This is a genomic window from Bacillus sp. LR--39 (assembly GCF_053613335.1).
Genome location: NZ_JBSIOT010000003.1, coordinates 289,176 through 305,850, shown reverse-complemented (window position 1 = coordinate 305,850; position 16,675 = coordinate 289,176). Strand labels below are relative to the sequence as shown.

Below are 16,675 nucleotides of genomic sequence, written 5' to 3'. Positions count from 1 at the left end.
AATGTATCAGGATTTACAGGGAAAAACAGCAATCGTAACAGGTTCTTCGAAAGGAATCGGAAAGGCCATTGCCGAACGCTTCGGCAAGGAGCGGATGAATGTGGTTGTGAATTACCTCGGTGATTCCACCGGAGCGGAAGAAGCGGCGGACATCATTGAGAAAGCGGGAGGCAGAGCCGTCACCGTAAAAGCCGATGTATCCTCAGAAGAAGGGATTCAGGCGCTGTTTCATGCCGCGCAAGAGCATTTCAGGGGTGTGGACGTGATGGTCAACAATTCCGGTTTTAACGGGACCGAAGCGATGCCCCATGAAATGAGCCTGGAGGATTGGCAAAGGGTCATCGACGTCAATGTGACCGGCACCTTTTTGGGGGCGAAAGCGGCACTGAAACATATGCTCGAGAGCGGCAAAAAAGGAACGGTCTTAAACATATCGAGCGTTCATCAGCAAATACCCCGCCCTGAAAACGTGCAGTACTCGGCATCCAAAGGCGGGATCAAAATGATGACGGAAACGATGGCGCTCAATTACGCAGACAAAGGCATCCGGGTGAATGCCATCGCTCCCGGCACGATCGCCACGGAGTCCAATAAGGATCTGGAAGATGAAACACATAAACAAGCCCAGCTGAAAAAAATTCCGATGAACGCCTTCGGAAAACCGGAAGAAGTCGCCGCGGCCGCCGCATGGATGGTGTCGGAAGAAGCGAGTTACGTGACCGGAACGACACTTTTCGTCGACGGAGGCATGACGCTTTATCCGTCTCAGCTGGATAGATAAAAGAGGAGGGGAAACCTTCTCTTTTTTGTTTAGAGCAGGGTCATAAAGGAAATGGTTTTCTAAAAAAACAGGGGGATCGCAAGATGGCGAATGACTGGTGGAAAGACGCCGTTGTCTATCAAATCTATCCGCGAAGCTTTCAAGATACGAACGGCGACGGCATAGGCGACCTGCGGGGGATTATCGCGCGTCTCGATTATATAAAAGAACTTGGCGCTGATGTGATATGGATCTGCCCGATTTACCCGTCGCCAAACGTCGATAACGGCTACGATGTGACGGATCATCAAGCAATTATGGAATCTTACGGAACGATGGAGGACTTTCACGATCTGCTTACAGAATGCCGCAGCCGCGGATTAAAGCTTGTGATGGATTTCGTCTTAAATCATACCTCCACGGAGCATCCTTGGTTCAAAGAGGCGGAAATGAATCCGGACAGCAAATACCGCGATTATTATATTTGGCGGCCGGGCACCGCGGACGGCCCGCCGACCGATTGGGTGTCGGATTACGGACAATCCGTCTGGCAGTACGAAGAACATACGGGCGAATATTACCTGCATATGAACGCCGTCAAACAAGCCGATCTGAATTGGGAAAATCCCGAGGTTCGGCAATCAGTGTACGAGATGATGAGATTTTGGCTCGATAAAGGCGTGGACGGATTGAGAATAGACCAGCTCCATCTTCTGTCAAAAAAAGAATATTTGCCGCCATATGAAGACTACATCGCCCGCCGGGCCGATCCGAAGCCTTTCCGGCCAAACGGGGCACGGATACATGATTACTTAAAAGAAATGACGAAAGAGGTATTTTCCAAATATGACGTGATGTCGGTCGGCGAGGCCGGATCAGTGACGCCTGAGGAAGGGCTGGTCTACACGGGAACCGATGAGCATGAACTGAATATGATTTTTCATTTTCAGCATATGGAGCTTGATCAAAAGCCGGGCCAAGAGCATTGGGATGTAAAACCGCTTGAGCTGTCCGATTTGAAAAAAGTGCTCACAGACTGGCAGGAAAAACTGGAACATCGAGGCTGGAATACGCTGTATTGGTGCAATCATGACCAGCCCCGGATCGTATCCCGTTTCGGAGACGAAGGCACATACCGCAAAGCATCCGCCAAAATGCTTGCCGCCCTGCTTTATTTCATGAAAGGCACGCCGTACATTTACCAGGGGGAAGAAATCGGCATGACAAACGCTCCGTTTGACAGAATAGAGGATTATCAAGATATTCAGACCGTCAATATGTATCATAAAAGGGTATTTGAAATGGGCCGCAACAGGGAAGAAGTCATGGCGTCCATTATGGCGAAAAGCCGGGACCATGCCCGTACACCGATGCAGTGGGACGGCAGCAAGAATGCCGGATTTACGGAGGGCGAACCGTGGCTCACGGTCAATCCCAATTACAAAACCGTCAATGCGGCCGAGGCTCAGGATGATCCCGATTCTATATTGAACTTTTACAAAAAACTGATCCGCCTGCGAAAACAGTATGCTGATATCATAAAAGGCAGCTACACGCTGCTGCTTCCTGATGACCCGCAGCTGTTTGTGTATGAAAGACAGGCAAACGGACAAAAACTCATGTCCATCAGCAACGTATCGGAAGAAGAAGCCGTCTTTTATTGGCCGGATGGCTCCGAACCTGAAAGGGCCGAGCTGCTTCTCAGCAACTATGAAAATGACGGCGGCACGGGATCCCGCATCACATTCCGCCCATACGAAACAAGAGTTTATCTGCTTGCCTGATATGTGATATGACGCCCCCGTCCATACATGGCGGGGGCTTTTTAGGTAAATCGGATATCAATTTAGAAAAAAAATCTTGCAAAACGTAATTACTTCGTTTTATTATGGTATAGGTAACAAATGAACGAGAAAGTACGCTTTGGAAATCGTCATCATTCTGATTTACAGAACAGGGGGAAACGGCTTGTTTAAAAAATGGAGCGGAATCATTGTCATTGCGGCATGCTTTTTAATCGCGGCGGGCTGCGGCAATTCATCTTCAAAAGGTTCGTCAGGTTCTTCAAAAAGCGGCAAACTGCACGTCGTGACGACCTTTTATCCTATGTACGAATTCACGAAACAAATTGTCAAAGACAAAGGCGATGTAGACATTCTCATCCCGTCTTCGGTCGAACCCCATGATTGGGAGCCGACGCCGAAGGATATCGCCGGCATTCAAAACGCCGATCTTTTCGTATACAACAGCGAATATATGGAGACATGGGTTCCTTCAGCGGAAAAAAGCATGGGCTCTGATCATGCGAAGTTTGTAAAGGCGTCAAAAGGAATTGACTTACTCGAAGGTTCGGATGAAGAGGAAAAGGAACATGGACACGGCGGTCATGACCACAGCCACAGCATGGACCCTCACGTGTGGCTCAGCCCGGTTCTTGCGCAAAAAGAGGTCAAAACCATTACGGCACAGATCGTAAAACAGGACCCGAAGAATAAAGCATACTATGAGAAAAATAGTAAAGAATATATTGCAAAACTGCAGGATCTTGATAAACTATACCGTACAACATTAAATAAAGCGGCGAAAAAAGAACTGATCACACAGCACGCGGCATTCAGCTATCTCGCTAAAGAATACGGCTTAAAACAAGTCGCGATTGCAGGCCTTTCTCCTGAAGAAGAGCCGAGTGCGGCCAAACTGGCGGATCTCAAAACGTTTGCCAAAAAGCATGATGTGAAGATCATCTACTTTGAAGAAGTTGCATCGCCTAAAGTTGCAGATACACTTGCCGGTGAAATCGGCGCGAAAACGGAAGTGCTCAATACACTGGAAGGTTTAAGCCAAAAAGAACGGGATAAAGGCATCGGTTATATCAACATTATGGAGAAAAACCTTGATGCACTGAAAGATTCGCTATTGGTTAAATAACATAGTGTGCGCCGCGGGGTGCACACTATTTCTATGCGGGAAAGGAAGGTCAGCATGAATCTCGTTACATTAAAAGATATCGTTTTTGGTTATTCGCATACACCGGTGCTTGACGGCGTGTCGCTGGAAATCAAAAGCGGCGAATTCGTCGGCATTACAGGACCGAACGGCGCGTCAAAATCGACGCTGATGAAAGTCATGCTCGGCATGCTCAGACCTTGGGAAGGAACGGCCGAGATCAGTAAAAAAAACGCAGCCGGAAAACGCCTGACAATCGGCTATGTTCCGCAGCAGATTTCTTCATTTAACGCAGGATTCCCAAGCACGGTTCTGGAGCTTGTGCAATCAGGCCGTTATACGAAAGGAAAATGGTTTAAACGATTGAACGAAACGGATCACCACGAGGTGGAAAACGCGCTGAAGATGGTGGAAATGTGGGATTTCCGCCATCGGAAAATCGGCGATTTATCCGGCGGACAGAAGCAGAAAATCTGCATTGCGAGAATGCTTGCGAGCAATCCGGATCTGCTGATGCTTGATGAGCCGACAACCGCGGTTGATTATGAAAGCAGACAGGGTTTCTACGAATTTATGCACCATCAGGTGAAAAACCACAACCGGACCGTCGTCATGGTGACACACGAACAAAACGAAGTACAGCAGTATCTGGATAAAGTCATACGGCTTGAGAGGGGGGAAAAAGGCGGATGGAAATGTTTGACTTGGAATTCATGCGACGAGCTTTTCTAGCGGGAAGCATGATCGGAATTATGGCGCCGATATTAGGCGTATATCTCGTGCTGAGAAGACAGGCGCTGATGGCGGATACGCTGTCTCATATTTCATTGTCGGGCGTGGCCATCGGTTTTTTTCTCAGTACCAATATTACGGCGGCGAGCATCGTTGTCGTCACGATCGGAGCGATAGGAATTGAATACATGCGGCGGGCATACCGTACATATTCAGAGGTATCTATCGCAATCTTAATGGCGGCCGGGCTGTCGTTTGCGATGTTTCTGATCAGCCTGTCTAAAGGCGGCGCGTCAATGAGCATCGATCAATATTTATTTGGATCGCTTGTCACGGTCAGCCAGCAGCAGGTCTATATTATCGGAGGCATTACCCTGCTGATTCTGCTTTATTTCATTATATTAAACAGACCGCTCTATCTTCTTACCTTTGACGAGGCGACGGCGAAGACATCAGGCATTAACACAAACCTGCTGTCAATGTCATTCAGCATCGTGACGGGGCTGGCGATTTCGGTCATTATTCCGATTATCGGCGTGCTGCTCGTTTCCGCGCTCCTCGTACTGCCCGCGGCTTTTGCAATCCGTATCGCCAAAGGGTTTAAATGGGTGTTTGCGGCAGCCATTATTATTTCTCTTTTCAGTGTGTTCATGGGGCTGACGTCTTCGTACCAGCTCGGAACGCCTCCGGGGCCGTCAATCACTTTACTGTTAATCATTCTGCTTCTGCTCGGGTTTACGCTGCAGGGGATTTGGAATGCGTTTAAAAAAGGAAAAGAACGAAAAAACCGCCGTTAAGCGGTGCAGCAGTCTCATCTGCTGCTCCGTTTGACGGCTTTTTTTTTACAGAAATATATCAGCAAGACGCTCATATGACTCTTTTTTTGCTTCGAAATCAAAGACGTTGCACAGCACCATCATCTCTTTTGTCTGATACCGCTCGGAAAGTTCAAGCAGACGGCGTTTCACTGCGGCAGGAGAGCCGATCACCATCCGCTTCCTGTTTTCTTCTATCTGTTTACGGTCCTCCGGCGAATACGGATAAGCCTTCGCTTCTTCCACACTCGGCACGCGGCTGTCGGCGCCTTTTCCGACACGAAGAAGCCATAAATCCTGGCTTAAGGCGAGTTCTTCCGCTTTCTCATCCGTAGCCGCGCATATGACGAAAATGGCACAGAGCGAGGCGGGAGCGGAAAAGTGGGCGGAGGCCCGGAAATGGTCCCGATAGATCTGAAAAGCTTTTTCCCCGCGTTCCGGATTAATGAAATGGCCGAAGACATAGCCAGCACCTTGAAGAGCGGCGCGTCTGGCGCTGTTTTCCCCGAGGCCGAGCACCCAAAGCTGCGGGGCTGTTTCAATCAAAGGCGCTGTTTTTATTCCTGCATAAGCATGGTCCGAGGGAACTGAATCTGTCAGAAAGGATGATAAATCCTGAAGCTGCCTGTTAAACTCGGTCATGCTTTTCTTTACCCCGTCTGTGAGGGCGAGCCGGATTTTCGTTGTGCCGCCCGGTGAGCGTCCGACCCCAAGGTCAATCCGGTTCGGGTGCAGCGCCTCAAGCTGACGGAAAGTTTCCGCGACTTTATAGGGGCTGTACTGCGGCAGCAGCACGCCGCCTGATCCGACACGGATGGATGTTGTAGCTGCGGCGGTATGAGCGATCATAATTTCCGGCGAAACGCTTGCGAGCCCTCTTGTGCCGTGATGCTCGGCAAACCAGTACCGCTTATAGCCCCAACCTTCGCTGAGGCGGGCGAGCTCCGCGGAATGGCGGAGCGTCTCGTGCGGCCCGTTTCCTTTGGATACTGGCGCCTGATCAAGTATGCTTAAATCAATCACTCGTCTGCCCCTTTCCTGACATGTATTGATACAAGGATAGGAAAAATGTTCAGTCCTCGTCAATTTCTTTGTTTTTTCTATTCTCTCCGGAACGAAGGAGAATATAGGAAGTGATTTTTCGCCGATTTTCGCCAAAAATTCTTATGTTTTATGAAACTTTGATATAATAAAAGACGTATATCTTAATAAACACCGGGATTCTTGTCCCGGAATTTAGTAAAAATGCGCACTTGCGGCGTGCTTAGCGGCACCCTTACAGAATAGGAGTGAATCATATGGCGATCTCTTTACAAAAAGGACAGCGGATTGATTTAACAAAAGGAAAAGCCGGCCTGTCAAAACTGCTGGTCGGACTCGGCTGGGACCCTGTATCATCCGGGGGCTTTTTCGGAAAGCTGTTCGGCGGAGGCGGTGCCAATATCGACTGTGACGCTTCCGTACTGATGCTTGAAAATGATAAAATGACAGACAGCAAAAACGTCATCTATTTCGGCAATCTGAAAAGCCGGTGCGGCGGTGTCGTACATACGGGTGACAACCTGACGGGTGAAGGCGACGGCGATGATGAACAAATTCTCATCGATTTGGCGAAAGTGCCCGCTCAGATTAATAAACTTGTGTTTGTCGTCAATATTTACGACTGCGTCAGACGAAAACAGGACTTCGGCATGATTCAAAACGCGTTCATCCGCGTCGTTGATCAGGCTAATCGCGAAGAACTGGTGACTTACAATTTAAGAGATAACTATTCAGGCAGAACGAGCCTGATCGCGGCTGAAATCTACCGCGAGGACGGCGAGTGGAAATTCGCCGCAGTAGGAGAAGGCACAAACGATACAAAAATCGGCGATATCGTTAACCGATACGCCTAAACGATAAAAAGGAGAGTGCTCACATGGCAATTTCATTGGCAAAAGGACAAAAAGTAGATTTGACGAAAACAAATCCGGGTCTTTCTAAAGTCGTTGTCGGCCTTGGCTGGGATACAAACAAATACGACGGCGGACATGATTTTGATTTAGATTCCAGCGTCTTTCTACTAAATGAAGCAGGAAGATGCGCGTCGCCCGATGATTTCATTTTCTATAATCAGCTTGAAGGCGGAAACGGCTCTGTCGCACATTCAGGCGACAACCTGACAGGCCAGGGCGAGGGCGATGACGAAAGCGTAAGAGTCAACCTGAGCGCGGTGCCTGCGGCTATTGACAAAATTTCATTCGTCATCACGATTCATGAAGCGGAAGCGCGCGGCCAAAACTTCGGACAAGTTTCCAACGCGTTCGTGCGTATTGTCAATGAAGAGACAAATGAAGAGCTGATCCGCTACGATCTGGCTGAAGATTTCTCAATTGAAACAGCCATTATCGCAGGGGAGCTTTACAGACATAACGGCGAATGGAAATTTTCCGCGATCGGCTCAGGCTACCAAGGCGGACTGGCCCGTATTGCGACAGATTACGGCCTGCAAATCGGCTGAACCATATCAAACACAGAAGGGAGAGGACGGCACATGGCTATTCAATTATCGAAAGGACAGCGTGTTGATCTGACAAAAACGAACCCCGGCCTTACAAAAGCGGTGATCGGCTTAGGCTGGGATACGAACAAGTACTCCGGAGGGCATGACTTTGACCTTGACGCGTCGGCTTTTCTTGTCGATGCCCATGACAACTGTGTAAATGATCTTGATTTTGTTTTCTACAATAACCTGGAACACCCAAGCGGGGGCGTCATCCATACGGGAGACAACCGGACGGGCGAGGGCGAGGGAGACGATGAACAAATTATCGTCGACTTCTCAAAAATACCCGCAAATATTGAAAAGATCGGCATCACCGTCACGATTCATGATGCGGAAGCGCGCGGCCAAAATTTCGGACAAGTGTCTAACGCGTTCGTGCGCGTCGTCGATGAAAACAGCCAGAATGAACTGCTTCGTTTCGATTTAGGGGAAGACTTCTCGATTGAAACGGCGGTTGTCGTTTGTGAGCTTTACCGCCATGGGGCTGAGTGGAAGTTTAACGCCATCGGCAGCGGGTTTTCCGGCGGTCTGGCATCACTTTGCCGGAATTACGGCTTGCAGGTGTAAGCAGGAAATTACCGTTTTACTAAATAGGAGGAAAAAACTTGGATTTTCTACATCATATTATGTCGACCTACGCTTCCTTTTTTGATTGGAAAATGTGGGGTGAGGTGCTGACTGACCCTGTATCATGGGGGCTGATCGGTTCCTTGGTTCTGCTGGAAGGGCTGCTGTCGGCCGACAATGCGTTAGTGCTTGCGGTTATGGTAAGGCATCTGCCTGAAAAACAGCGGAAGAAAGCATTAACATACGGATTGTTCGGGGCATATATTTTCCGTTTTATCTTTATCGGGATCGGAATGCTGCTCATTAAGTTCTGGTGGATCAAAGTGCTTGGCGCGCTGTACCTGGCTTGGCTCGTCATTAAGCATTTCTGGATCGGAGAAGGTGATGACGATACGGAAGGCATGAAGAAAAATTCATGGATGGTCCGTACGTTCGGAATTTTCTGGGCCACTGTCGTTTCAGTTGAGTTAATGGATCTGGCCTTCTCTGTTGACAGCATTTTGGCCGCGTTTGCGGTATCGGAAAAAGTGTGGGTGCTCTTGATCGGCGGTATGCTTGGCATTCTCATGATGCGTACAGTCGCAAAAGTATTCCTTGTTTTAATTGATAAAATCCCTGAGCTTGAAAACACGGCTTTCGTGCTGATCGGGATTATCGCCGTGAAAATGGCGGCGAGCGCCTTTGATTATGAAATGCCGCACGTTGTGTTCTTCGGAATCATCATCGCTGCGTTTGTGGTAACGTTTATTATCCACTATTTCAACAAACAAAAGCAGGTTCAGGAGCAAACGGCTGCATCTAAAGAAGAATAAAACAAAAAAGGAGGGAGAGTTCATTTCCTTCCTTTTTTGTACCGATAATCATGAAGAGAAAGGAGGAAGATGATGAGGCAGGAAGAATTGGTGATCCGAAAGGCCGAGCCGGAAAACGATGACTGGGAAACGTTTCTGATGCGGCCGCTGCCGGAACGTCCCGGTTACGAGCGGGAAAACGGGCTGGCGTTTACCCGGCTTGCCGTCCGGATTTTGGGCACTCCTTATGATGAGACGGAGTATTACAATAAGCTTTTCGAGCTGTCTTCTCATGAAAACATCCATGTGTTAAGCGAAACGCTGGATAAGACCATCGCGCCTGAAACGTTTCAGGCGCTCCAGCACATCCATTCGGTCAATCAAAAAGAGAAAGGGCTTTCGGTTTCCAGATTTGTCGCGTTTCTCGATGGGGGCAGGCTGCTTGCCAAACACGCTGATCCGCTTATGCACCGCCGGCTGAGAACCGCGTTTATGACGCTTTTGGAAACCTTTGCGGACCGGCATGAAAACGGGCTGAATCACCCCGATTTCCGGCGTGTGCTCTTGGATGTGTCAAAGTTTTCGCTGAACCACCTGAATCCATGGCTCGAACAAGCCGATATAGAGCGTGAGATGCCGAAGGTGGTGTGGTATGGAGACGCTACCAAAAGCCAGCTCTATTTTCTCTATTATCTCATGCTGATCGGCTGTGACGTCCTATTGTTTCATCCGGCTGCGGAAGATCCGTTCAGCTTGATTGATCCGGATGAGGAACTCAGCTTTGTGATAAAGCTCCCCGCAACAGGCGGCCTTGAGCCATTCCCGAAAGAAAAGCCGGACAGAACGTCCACGACGGCCTACCGGTCAACGAAAGAAATTGAGCATGTGCTGAACCATGAGGAATCTATGATGTATAAGCCTTGGCAGTTCAGGGATCATACCCCGCAGTCCGTGACTTTAAAAACGACGTATGATGAGTTATTTCTCATTGCGAAGGAGCGGGCATTTATCCGGCCGCAATTTAAAGCGGACAGGGAGCGGGTGGCCGTTCCGAACCTTTTTGCGAAAGTGATGGGGGTTTCCAAAGATACGAAAGAATATTGGAACAGACTCCATACCGCCGCGGACTATCAGGAGACACACATGATCCGCAGTTTTCCGTTTACGGAAGAGCTGAAAGCCAACTACCAGTATCACTACAGTCAGGTTTTGAACGAAGAAGGAGCAATTGACGCGGAAAGGCTTAAAAGAAGCAACATCTGGCAGTACAAGCACCTCCCGTCAGGCGTGCAGAACGCCATCGCCAATGTGATTTCTGACATGTGCAGAAACCCAGGGCTGAAGGCTTTGCCCGGCGAGCAGGCAAGGGATGCCGCAATCTATTTGTTCCGCCAGGCGACGAACCTGCCCGCTTCGCTGCTGCAATTGATTCAGACGTTTGATTACGCCCAAACCGTTCCGAAACTCATTTTATATCATACGGAACAAAATGGCGAACTCACACGTTCGGACGCCGCCGCTCTGTTGTTTTTAAATAAATTCGGCGTCGATATCATCTTGTATAATCCGCCGGGGCATCAAGATATTGAGCACTATATTGAAGAAAGCCAATTTGATGTCCATTGGCTGGAGGACATGGTGTTTCGGCAGGAATATAAGGAGCCGTCACTCGTAAGAAAGCTGTTTAGAACCATTACGCAAAAGCAGGGAGAGTAAATAAACATGACAGAAAATCAAAATCCGCTTGTTCTTGATAAAAATGAAGAGATTTCTGAACAAAAAGCAGATGACATCAGGGTGCAGCTGCGCCAAGACCCTGAAGTGCAGCGCATTTCGCAGCAAATTGACGTGAAAAACCAAATGGAGCTGCTTGAGTACGGAAAAGAACCGGCAGTTGAAATCTCGAAGTTCTCCGACCGCATCTTAAATATGATGAAAACAACAAGTGTCACGGATTCAGGCACAATGCTGACGCAGCTCGGAAAAATCATGGACCGTTTTGACAAAAATGATTTCGATGAACCAAAAGGATTTCTCGCTAAAATGTTCAAACGCGGCAACAGCATGATTGAAAAGATTTTTCAAAAGTACCGCACCCTGGGCGGAGAAATTGAAAAAATCCACGTTGAAATTTCAAAATACAAAGATGAAATGGCAAAGACGAACCATACGCTTGAAGAGATGTATGAAAACAACATTAACTACTACATGGAGCTTGAAAAGTATGTCGTTGCCGGGCAGATGAAGCTTGAGGAAATGCAGGCGCTTATTCCTTCTTATGAAGAAAAAGCGGCCGGCGGAAACCAGCTTGCGCAAATGCAGCTTGATACACTGCGTGACGGGCTTCAGGCGCTTGAGGAACGTGTCTATGATTTAGATATGGCGCGGATGGTGGCGCTGCAAACGGCGCCTCAGATCCGCCTCCTTCAGCGCGGGAATACGAAGCTCATCGGAAAAATCAATTCCGCTTTCGTTATTACGATTCCGATTTTCAAAAACGGCATCATTCAGGCTGTCACAGTCAAACGGCAAAAGCTTGTGGCTGATTCAATGAGCGAGCTGGACCGCCGCACGAATGAAATGCTGAAGCGCAACGCTGAAAATATTTCAAACCAAAGCGTGGAGATCGCCCGTATGGCAGGCCGTCCGAGCATTGACATTGAGACGATTGAAACGTCTTGGAACACGATCGTCAGCGGTATGCAGGAAACGGAACAGATCGAAGAAGAGAACAGACGTATCAGAGAAGACGGCGCGAAACGGATTCAACAGCTTCAGGATAATATTAAAAACGCAGTTTTAAAGAATTAACACAAACCCCGCTTGCTTACGGCAAGCGGGGTTTTTTTGCGAAAAAAGATAATGACAATGTGTAAAGACAGGTGTAAACTTATACGGTAATCATTTTCGATTTGAGGTGCTGCTTATGAACAAACAACCTGCCGTCACTCCGCGAAAACTTCTGGCGATTGCCGGAATGGGCTGGCTGTTTGACGCGATGGATGTCGGAATTTTGTCGTTTATTATCGCCGCGCTTCACACTGATTGGAATTTAACGCCCGATCAAATGAAATGGATCGGAAGCGTCAATTCCATCGGTATGGCAGCGGGCGCCTTTGTATTCGGAATGCTGGCCGACAGGATCGGCCGGAAAAAAGTGTTTATGATCACGCTGTTATTCTTTTCTGTCGGAAGCGGCATATCCGCTTTCGCAACGGGATTGACGGTTTTTCTCATATTGCGTTTTCTGATCGGAATGGGGCTTGGCGGGGAACTGCCTGTCGCCTCAACGCTCGTGTCAGAAGCGTCCCCTCCTGAAAAGCGGGGACGGATCATCGTGCTGCTTGAGAGCTTTTGGGCCGCGGGCTGGCTTCTTGCGGCGGTGATTTCCTACTTTGTCATACCGTCATTCGGCTGGCAGGCCGCGCTGCTCTTAACGGCGCTGGCCGCGTTTTATGCGCTGTACTTGCGGAAAAGCCTTCCGGAATCACCGGCGCATCAGGCATTGCCGCAGAAAAAAAGCATACGCGGGCAGGCGGGAAGTGTCTGGACGAAACCGTATATTCGGCCGACGGTGCTGCTGTCTGTCGTTTGGTTCTGCGTCGTCTTTTCATATTACGGCATGTTTTTATGGCTGCCGAGCGTGATGCTGATGAAAGGCTACAGCATGATTGAGAGCTTCGAATACGTCCTTCTGATGACACTTGCCCAGCTTCCCGGATATTTCTCTGCGGCGTGGCTGATCGAAAAAGCGGGGCGGAAGACCATCTTAGTCATCTATTTGCTCGGAACGGCGGGCAGCGCTTATTTCTTCGGTGCCGCGGATTCATTGGCCATGCTGCTCACAGCGGGCATGCTGCTGTCCTTCTTCAATCTCGGCGCATGGGGCGTGCTTTACGCCTATACACCGGAGCAGTATCCTGCGGCGATCCGTGCGACCGGTTCCGGCACAACGGCGGCCGTCGGCAGAATCGGCGGCATTTTCGGTCCGCTTCTCGTCGGATCGCTTGCAGCCCGGAACGTTTCGTTTACAGTGATTTTCGCCGTCTTTTGTGCGGCCATCCTGATTGCCGTCATCACCATTCTAATTCTCGGAAAAGAAACGAAACAGACAGAGCTTGCGCAATGAGCACCCTTTTGGGGTGCTTTTTTAGTGAGCTGTCTGTTGACAGACCTATATTTTTCCTTAATATTCCTTATTTTCAGGAGGCGAAAACTTCTTTTTCCGGGACAATGTCGCAAAAAAATTCTTTTATTTGTAAAAAAAGGATAGGAAATCAGTTTGCAGCACATTCGATGGAAACGTTCTCAAGCCTGATAAAAGCCCGATTTCCTTTATAATTTATCCTCAATAAGGAGGATTAGAGAGTATTTAGAAGCATACCAGAGGAAAATAAGACACAGGGATGTTTTTAAAGTGATGATACAAAATAAAAAGGGATTATGATGTTTGTTTGACTTATTACAAACGTGTTACGGTATTAAAGATTGCTTATTATGGAGGGAAAATATGAATTTGGATGAGAAACCAATTAAGATAAAAGTCGAAAATGTATCTAAGGTTTTCGGAAAACAGACAAAAAAAGCCATTCAGATGCTGTCCAGCGGAAAAAACAAAAAAGAGATCCTGAAAGCGACCGGATCAACCGTTGGTGTCAATCAAGCAAACTTTGATGTATATGATGGGGAGATATTTGTCATCATGGGTCTATCGGGGAGCGGTAAATCAACTTTAGTTCGGCTGTTAAACCGGCTTATTGAACCGACTGCCGGGAATATTTATATTGATGGTGACATGATAACAAATATGTCAAAAGACCAGCTCCGGGAAGTGCGCCGGAAAAAAATCAGCATGGTCTTTCAGAAATTTGCGCTGTTTCCGCACAGAACGATTCTTGAAAATACGGAATACGGTTTGGAGCTCCAAGGCGTCGACAAAAAAGAGCGTGAGCAAAAAGCGCTTGATTCGCTTAAACTTGTCGGTCTTGAAGGCTTTGAACACCAATTCCCTGATCAGCTCAGCGGAGGAATGCAGCAGCGTGTCGGACTTGCCCGCGCATTGACGAATGATCCTGACATTCTTCTGATGGATGAAGCTTTCAGTGCGCTTGATCCGCTGATCCGCAAAGACATGCAGGATGAGCTTTTAGACCTTCATGACTCTGTCGGCAAGACGATCATCTTCATCACACATGATCTTGATGAAGCATTGCGCATCGGCGACAGAATCGTGCTGATGAAAGACGGTAACATCGTTCAGATCGGGACGCCTGAAGAAATTCTGATGAGCCCGTCCAATGAATACGTTGAGAAATTCGTTGAGGACGTTGATTTATCCAAAGTTCTGACAGCGGGTCACATCATGAAGCGCGCTGAAACCGTGCGGATTGACAAAGGGCCTCGTGTAGCGCTGCAGCTCATGAAGAATCTCGGTATTTCTTCTATTTACGCCGTTGATAAACAGAAACAGCTTCTCGGCGTCATTCACGCGGCGGATGCGAAAAAAGCGGTGGAATCCGACTTATCGCTTCAGGATATTCTAAATACTGAATTTACGACTGTAAACGAAAGCACGTACTTGACGGAAATTTTCGATGTCGTGTCTGATGCGAATATTCCGATCGCCGTCACGGACGATAAGGACCGCATGAAAGGCATTGTCGTAAAAGGCGCATTAATCGGCGCGCTTTCAGGAAATAACGATTATATAAATGTTGAAGATTCTGCTGAACAAGCTCAGGATTCTTCTGTTCAGGGGGTGAAGTAAATGGACAGATTGCCTAGAATTCCGTTAGCAGATATCGTTGACCGGTTTGTTGACTGGCTTACCATGACGTTCGGAGGTTTCTTTGACGGAATCTCAAACGGTTTGGCCGCTTTCGTAAACGCGATTGTGAGCGGTTTGGGTTTCATCCCGTCTATTTTATTGACTGTTATTTTTGCAGCTCTCGCTTGGTGGATCAGTACGAGAGGAATTGCACTCTTTACGTTAATCGGATTCCTTGTTATTGATTATTTGGGCTATTGGTCGCCGATGCTGCAAACGTTGGCGCTTGTCGTCACCTCTGTTTTGATTTCCATTATTATCGGGGTTCCGATCGGCATATGGGCGTCTCAGAAAGAAACGGTCCGCCGCATTGTCACACCGATTCTGGATTTAATGCAGACCATGCCGGCTTTCGTATATCTGCTGCCTGCAATTTTCTTCTTTAATATCGGGGTTGTGCCAGGCGTCGTGGCATCTGTTATTTTCGCGATGCCTCCGACGATCCGCATGACGGTTCTCGGTATTAAACAGGTTCCCGCTGATCTGATTGAAGCGACGGAAGCATTCGGTTCAACGACGTCTCAGCGTCTGTTCAAGGTCCAGCTTCCGCTTGCCACAAAAACAATTCTTGCCGGTATTAACCAAAGCATCATGCTTGCTTTGTCAATGGTCGTTATCGCGGCCATGGTCGGTGCGCCGGGCCTCGGTTCTGAAGTATACAGCGCCGTGACACAGTTGAAAACCGGTGTCGGAGTGGAAGCGGGTATCGCGATCGTTATCGTAGCGATTACACTCGACCGTATCACGCAAAACATTAAAGTGAAGAAGAAGAGCAGGGGGAATGCCTGATGCTTAAGAAAATCATCGGTGTCGGCGTTACCGCTGCGCTGGCTCTTTCTTTGGCTGCCTGCGGTTCGCAGACTGATGGTAAGGCAACGGCTGCGGACCAGGTGAACAAAACCATTATCGGTATTGATCCGGGATCGGGGATCATGGCCCTGACGGATGAGGCCGTGAAGGATTACGGATTGAAAGACTGGAATGTCGTCACGGCATCAAGTGCTGCCATGACGGCGACATTGAAGAAATCATATGACCGGAAAAAGCCGATCATCGTAACGGGCTGGACGCCGCACTGGATGTTCTCCAGATACAAGCTGAAGTTCCTTGATGATCCGAAAAAAACGTATGGAACTGCCGAGCAGATTCATACGATTACTAGAACCGGCTTCAGTAAGGAACAGCCTAACGCGGCCAAAGTTCTCAGCCAGTTTAAATGGACGCAGGACGATATGGGAGAAGTCATGATTGCCGTTGAGGAAGGCGAAAATCCGGCCAAAGCCGCAGCTGAATATGTGAAAAAACACAAAGATCAAGTGGCTCAATGGACAAAAGGCGCCCATAAAGTTAAAGGGGATAAAATCAACCTGGCTTATGTGGCATGGGACAGTGAAATCGCAAGTACGAATGTAATCGGAAAAGTATTTCAAGACCTCGGTTATGACGTGAAGCTGACGCAAGTGGAGGCAGGACCGATGTGGACTGCGATTGCGACAGGCAGCGCGGATGCGTCATTGTCTGCTTGGCTTCCGAATACCCATAAGGCATATGCGTCTAAATATAAAGGCAAATATGAAGATGTAGGAACGAGTCTGACAGGCGTCAAGATGGGTCTGGTCGTTCCTCAGTATATGAAAAACGTCAATTCAATTGAAGATCTGAAGAAATAATGAAGAAAAGCAGCCCTGTAAC

The 16,675-nt window shown here is 48.4% G+C and carries 16 protein-coding genes; 15 read left to right on the top strand and 1 reads right to left on the bottom strand.

Annotated elements, in window-relative coordinates:
- The first annotated feature begins 1 nt into the window (after position 1).
- From ACWHAR_RS16405 to ACWHAR_RS16385, 5 genes are all read left to right on the top strand, one after another.
- Complete coding sequence (locus ACWHAR_RS16405; RefSeq protein ID WP_032872749.1) at positions 2 to 781, top strand: glucose 1-dehydrogenase; 780 nt, start codon at positions 2 to 4, stop codon at positions 779 to 781.
- An 83-nt stretch (positions 782 to 864) separates the two neighbouring features.
- On the top strand, positions 865 to 2,544 hold the full coding sequence (locus ACWHAR_RS16400) for a glycoside hydrolase family 13 protein (RefSeq protein ID WP_032872751.1): 1,680 nt from the start codon (positions 865 to 867) through the stop codon (positions 2,542 to 2,544).
- A 184-nt stretch (positions 2,545 to 2,728) separates the two neighbouring features.
- Positions 2,729 to 3,688 carry a metal ABC transporter substrate-binding protein gene (locus ACWHAR_RS16395; protein ID WP_032872825.1) on the top strand — a complete coding sequence of 320 codons (960 nt, stop codon included), beginning with the start codon at positions 2,729 to 2,731 and terminating at the stop codon, positions 3,686 to 3,688.
- Between the two features lie 54 nt (positions 3,689 to 3,742).
- Positions 3,743 to 4,438, top strand: a complete 696-nt coding sequence (locus ACWHAR_RS16390) for a metal ABC transporter ATP-binding protein (RefSeq protein ID WP_021495283.1) — start codon at positions 3,743 to 3,745, stop codon at positions 4,436 to 4,438.
- Complete coding sequence (locus ACWHAR_RS16385; RefSeq protein WP_007409044.1) at positions 4,396 to 5,235, top strand: metal ABC transporter permease; 840 nt, start codon at positions 4,396 to 4,398, stop codon at positions 5,233 to 5,235. Before ACWHAR_RS16390 ends, ACWHAR_RS16385 begins: the two co-directional genes overlap by 43 nt.
- A gap of 45 nt (positions 5,236 to 5,280) precedes the next feature.
- On the opposite strand, the gene ACWHAR_RS16380 is transcribed toward ACWHAR_RS16385, so the two are convergent.
- Entirely contained in the window at positions 5,281 to 6,276 is a 996-nt protein-coding gene (locus ACWHAR_RS16380) for an LLM class flavin-dependent oxidoreductase (RefSeq protein ID WP_032872754.1), read from the bottom strand.
- Positions 6,277 to 6,551: 275 nt separating this feature from the next.
- On the opposite strand from ACWHAR_RS16380, the gene ACWHAR_RS16375 reads away from it, so the two are divergent.
- From ACWHAR_RS16375 to ACWHAR_RS16330, 10 genes are all read left to right on the top strand, one after another.
- Positions 6,552 to 7,148, top strand: coding sequence for a TerD family protein (locus tag ACWHAR_RS16375; protein ID WP_003156649.1), 597 nt, complete (start codon positions 6,552 to 6,554; stop codon positions 7,146 to 7,148).
- Positions 7,149 to 7,171: 23 nt separating this feature from the next.
- Complete coding sequence (locus ACWHAR_RS16370) at positions 7,172 to 7,753, top strand: TerD family protein (protein ID WP_003156648.1); 582 nt, start codon at positions 7,172 to 7,174, stop codon at positions 7,751 to 7,753.
- A gap of 33 nt (positions 7,754 to 7,786) precedes the next feature.
- Positions 7,787 to 8,365, top strand: coding sequence for a TerD family protein (locus ACWHAR_RS16365; RefSeq protein WP_032872756.1), 579 nt, complete (start codon positions 7,787 to 7,789; stop codon positions 8,363 to 8,365).
- Between the two features lie 38 nt (positions 8,366 to 8,403).
- On the top strand, positions 8,404 to 9,177 hold the full coding sequence (locus ACWHAR_RS16360) for a TerC family protein (protein ID WP_003156644.1): 774 nt from the start codon (positions 8,404 to 8,406) through the stop codon (positions 9,175 to 9,177).
- Positions 9,178 to 9,249: 72 nt separating this feature from the next.
- Positions 9,250 to 10,872 (top strand): YceG family protein, encoded by a 1,623-nt coding sequence (locus tag ACWHAR_RS16355; protein ID WP_032872758.1) that lies wholly within the window; start codon positions 9,250 to 9,252, stop codon positions 10,870 to 10,872.
- 6 nt (positions 10,873 to 10,878) lie between these two features.
- Positions 10,879 to 11,967: a toxic anion resistance protein gene (locus ACWHAR_RS16350; RefSeq protein ID WP_032872760.1), complete on the top strand. Its 1,089-nt coding sequence runs from the start codon at positions 10,879 to 10,881 to the stop codon at positions 11,965 to 11,967.
- 115 nt (positions 11,968 to 12,082) lie between these two features.
- Positions 12,083 to 13,285 carry an MFS transporter gene (locus tag ACWHAR_RS16345; protein ID WP_032872762.1) on the top strand — a complete coding sequence of 401 codons (1,203 nt, stop codon included), beginning with the start codon at positions 12,083 to 12,085 and terminating at the stop codon, positions 13,283 to 13,285.
- Between the two features lie 381 nt (positions 13,286 to 13,666).
- A complete protein-coding gene (gene opuAA, locus ACWHAR_RS16340; RefSeq protein ID WP_015416756.1) occupies positions 13,667 to 14,923 on the top strand; it encodes a glycine/proline betaine ABC transporter ATP-binding protein OpuAA in 1,257 nt (418 codons plus the stop codon).
- A complete protein-coding gene (gene opuAB / locus ACWHAR_RS16335; protein WP_003156639.1) occupies positions 14,924 to 15,772 on the top strand; it encodes a glycine/proline betaine ABC transporter permease subunit OpuAB in 849 nt (282 codons plus the stop codon).
- Complete coding sequence (locus ACWHAR_RS16330) at positions 15,772 to 16,653, top strand: glycine betaine ABC transporter substrate-binding protein (RefSeq protein WP_032872764.1); 882 nt, start codon at positions 15,772 to 15,774, stop codon at positions 16,651 to 16,653. The genes opuAB and ACWHAR_RS16330 overlap by 1 nt, the downstream gene beginning before the upstream one ends.
- Positions 16,654 to 16,675 lie beyond the last annotated feature (22 nt).

Bases quoted from the DNA above. Each gene is read 5' to 3' on its own strand.
- ACWHAR_RS16405 (WP_032872749.1), top strand. From the start codon at position 2: ATGTATCAGGATTTACAGGGAAAAACAGCAATCGTAACAGGTTCTTCG.
- ACWHAR_RS16400 (WP_032872751.1), top strand. From the start codon at position 865: ATGGCGAATGACTGGTGGAAAGACGCCGTTGTCTATCAAATCTATCCG.
- ACWHAR_RS16390 (WP_021495283.1), top strand. From the start codon at position 3,743: ATGAATCTCGTTACATTAAAAGATATCGTTTTTGGTTATTCGCATACA.
- ACWHAR_RS16385 (WP_007409044.1), top strand. From the start codon at position 4,396: ATGGAAATGTTTGACTTGGAATTCATGCGACGAGCTTTTCTAGCGGGA.
- ACWHAR_RS16375 (WP_003156649.1), top strand. From the start codon at position 6,552: ATGGCGATCTCTTTACAAAAAGGACAGCGGATTGATTTAACAAAAGGA.
- ACWHAR_RS16370 (WP_003156648.1), top strand. From the start codon at position 7,172: ATGGCAATTTCATTGGCAAAAGGACAAAAAGTAGATTTGACGAAAACA.
- ACWHAR_RS16365 (WP_032872756.1), top strand. From the start codon at position 7,787: ATGGCTATTCAATTATCGAAAGGACAGCGTGTTGATCTGACAAAAACG.
- ACWHAR_RS16355 (WP_032872758.1), top strand. From the start codon at position 9,250: ATGAGGCAGGAAGAATTGGTGATCCGAAAGGCCGAGCCGGAAAACGAT.
- ACWHAR_RS16350 (WP_032872760.1), top strand. From the start codon at position 10,879: ATGACAGAAAATCAAAATCCGCTTGTTCTTGATAAAAATGAAGAGATT.
- ACWHAR_RS16345 (WP_032872762.1), top strand. From the start codon at position 12,083: ATGAACAAACAACCTGCCGTCACTCCGCGAAAACTTCTGGCGATTGCC.
- opuAA (WP_015416756.1), top strand. From the start codon at position 13,667: ATGAATTTGGATGAGAAACCAATTAAGATAAAAGTCGAAAATGTATCT.
- opuAB (WP_003156639.1), top strand. From the start codon at position 14,924: ATGGACAGATTGCCTAGAATTCCGTTAGCAGATATCGTTGACCGGTTT.
- ACWHAR_RS16330 (WP_032872764.1), top strand. From the start codon at position 15,772: ATGCTTAAGAAAATCATCGGTGTCGGCGTTACCGCTGCGCTGGCTCTT.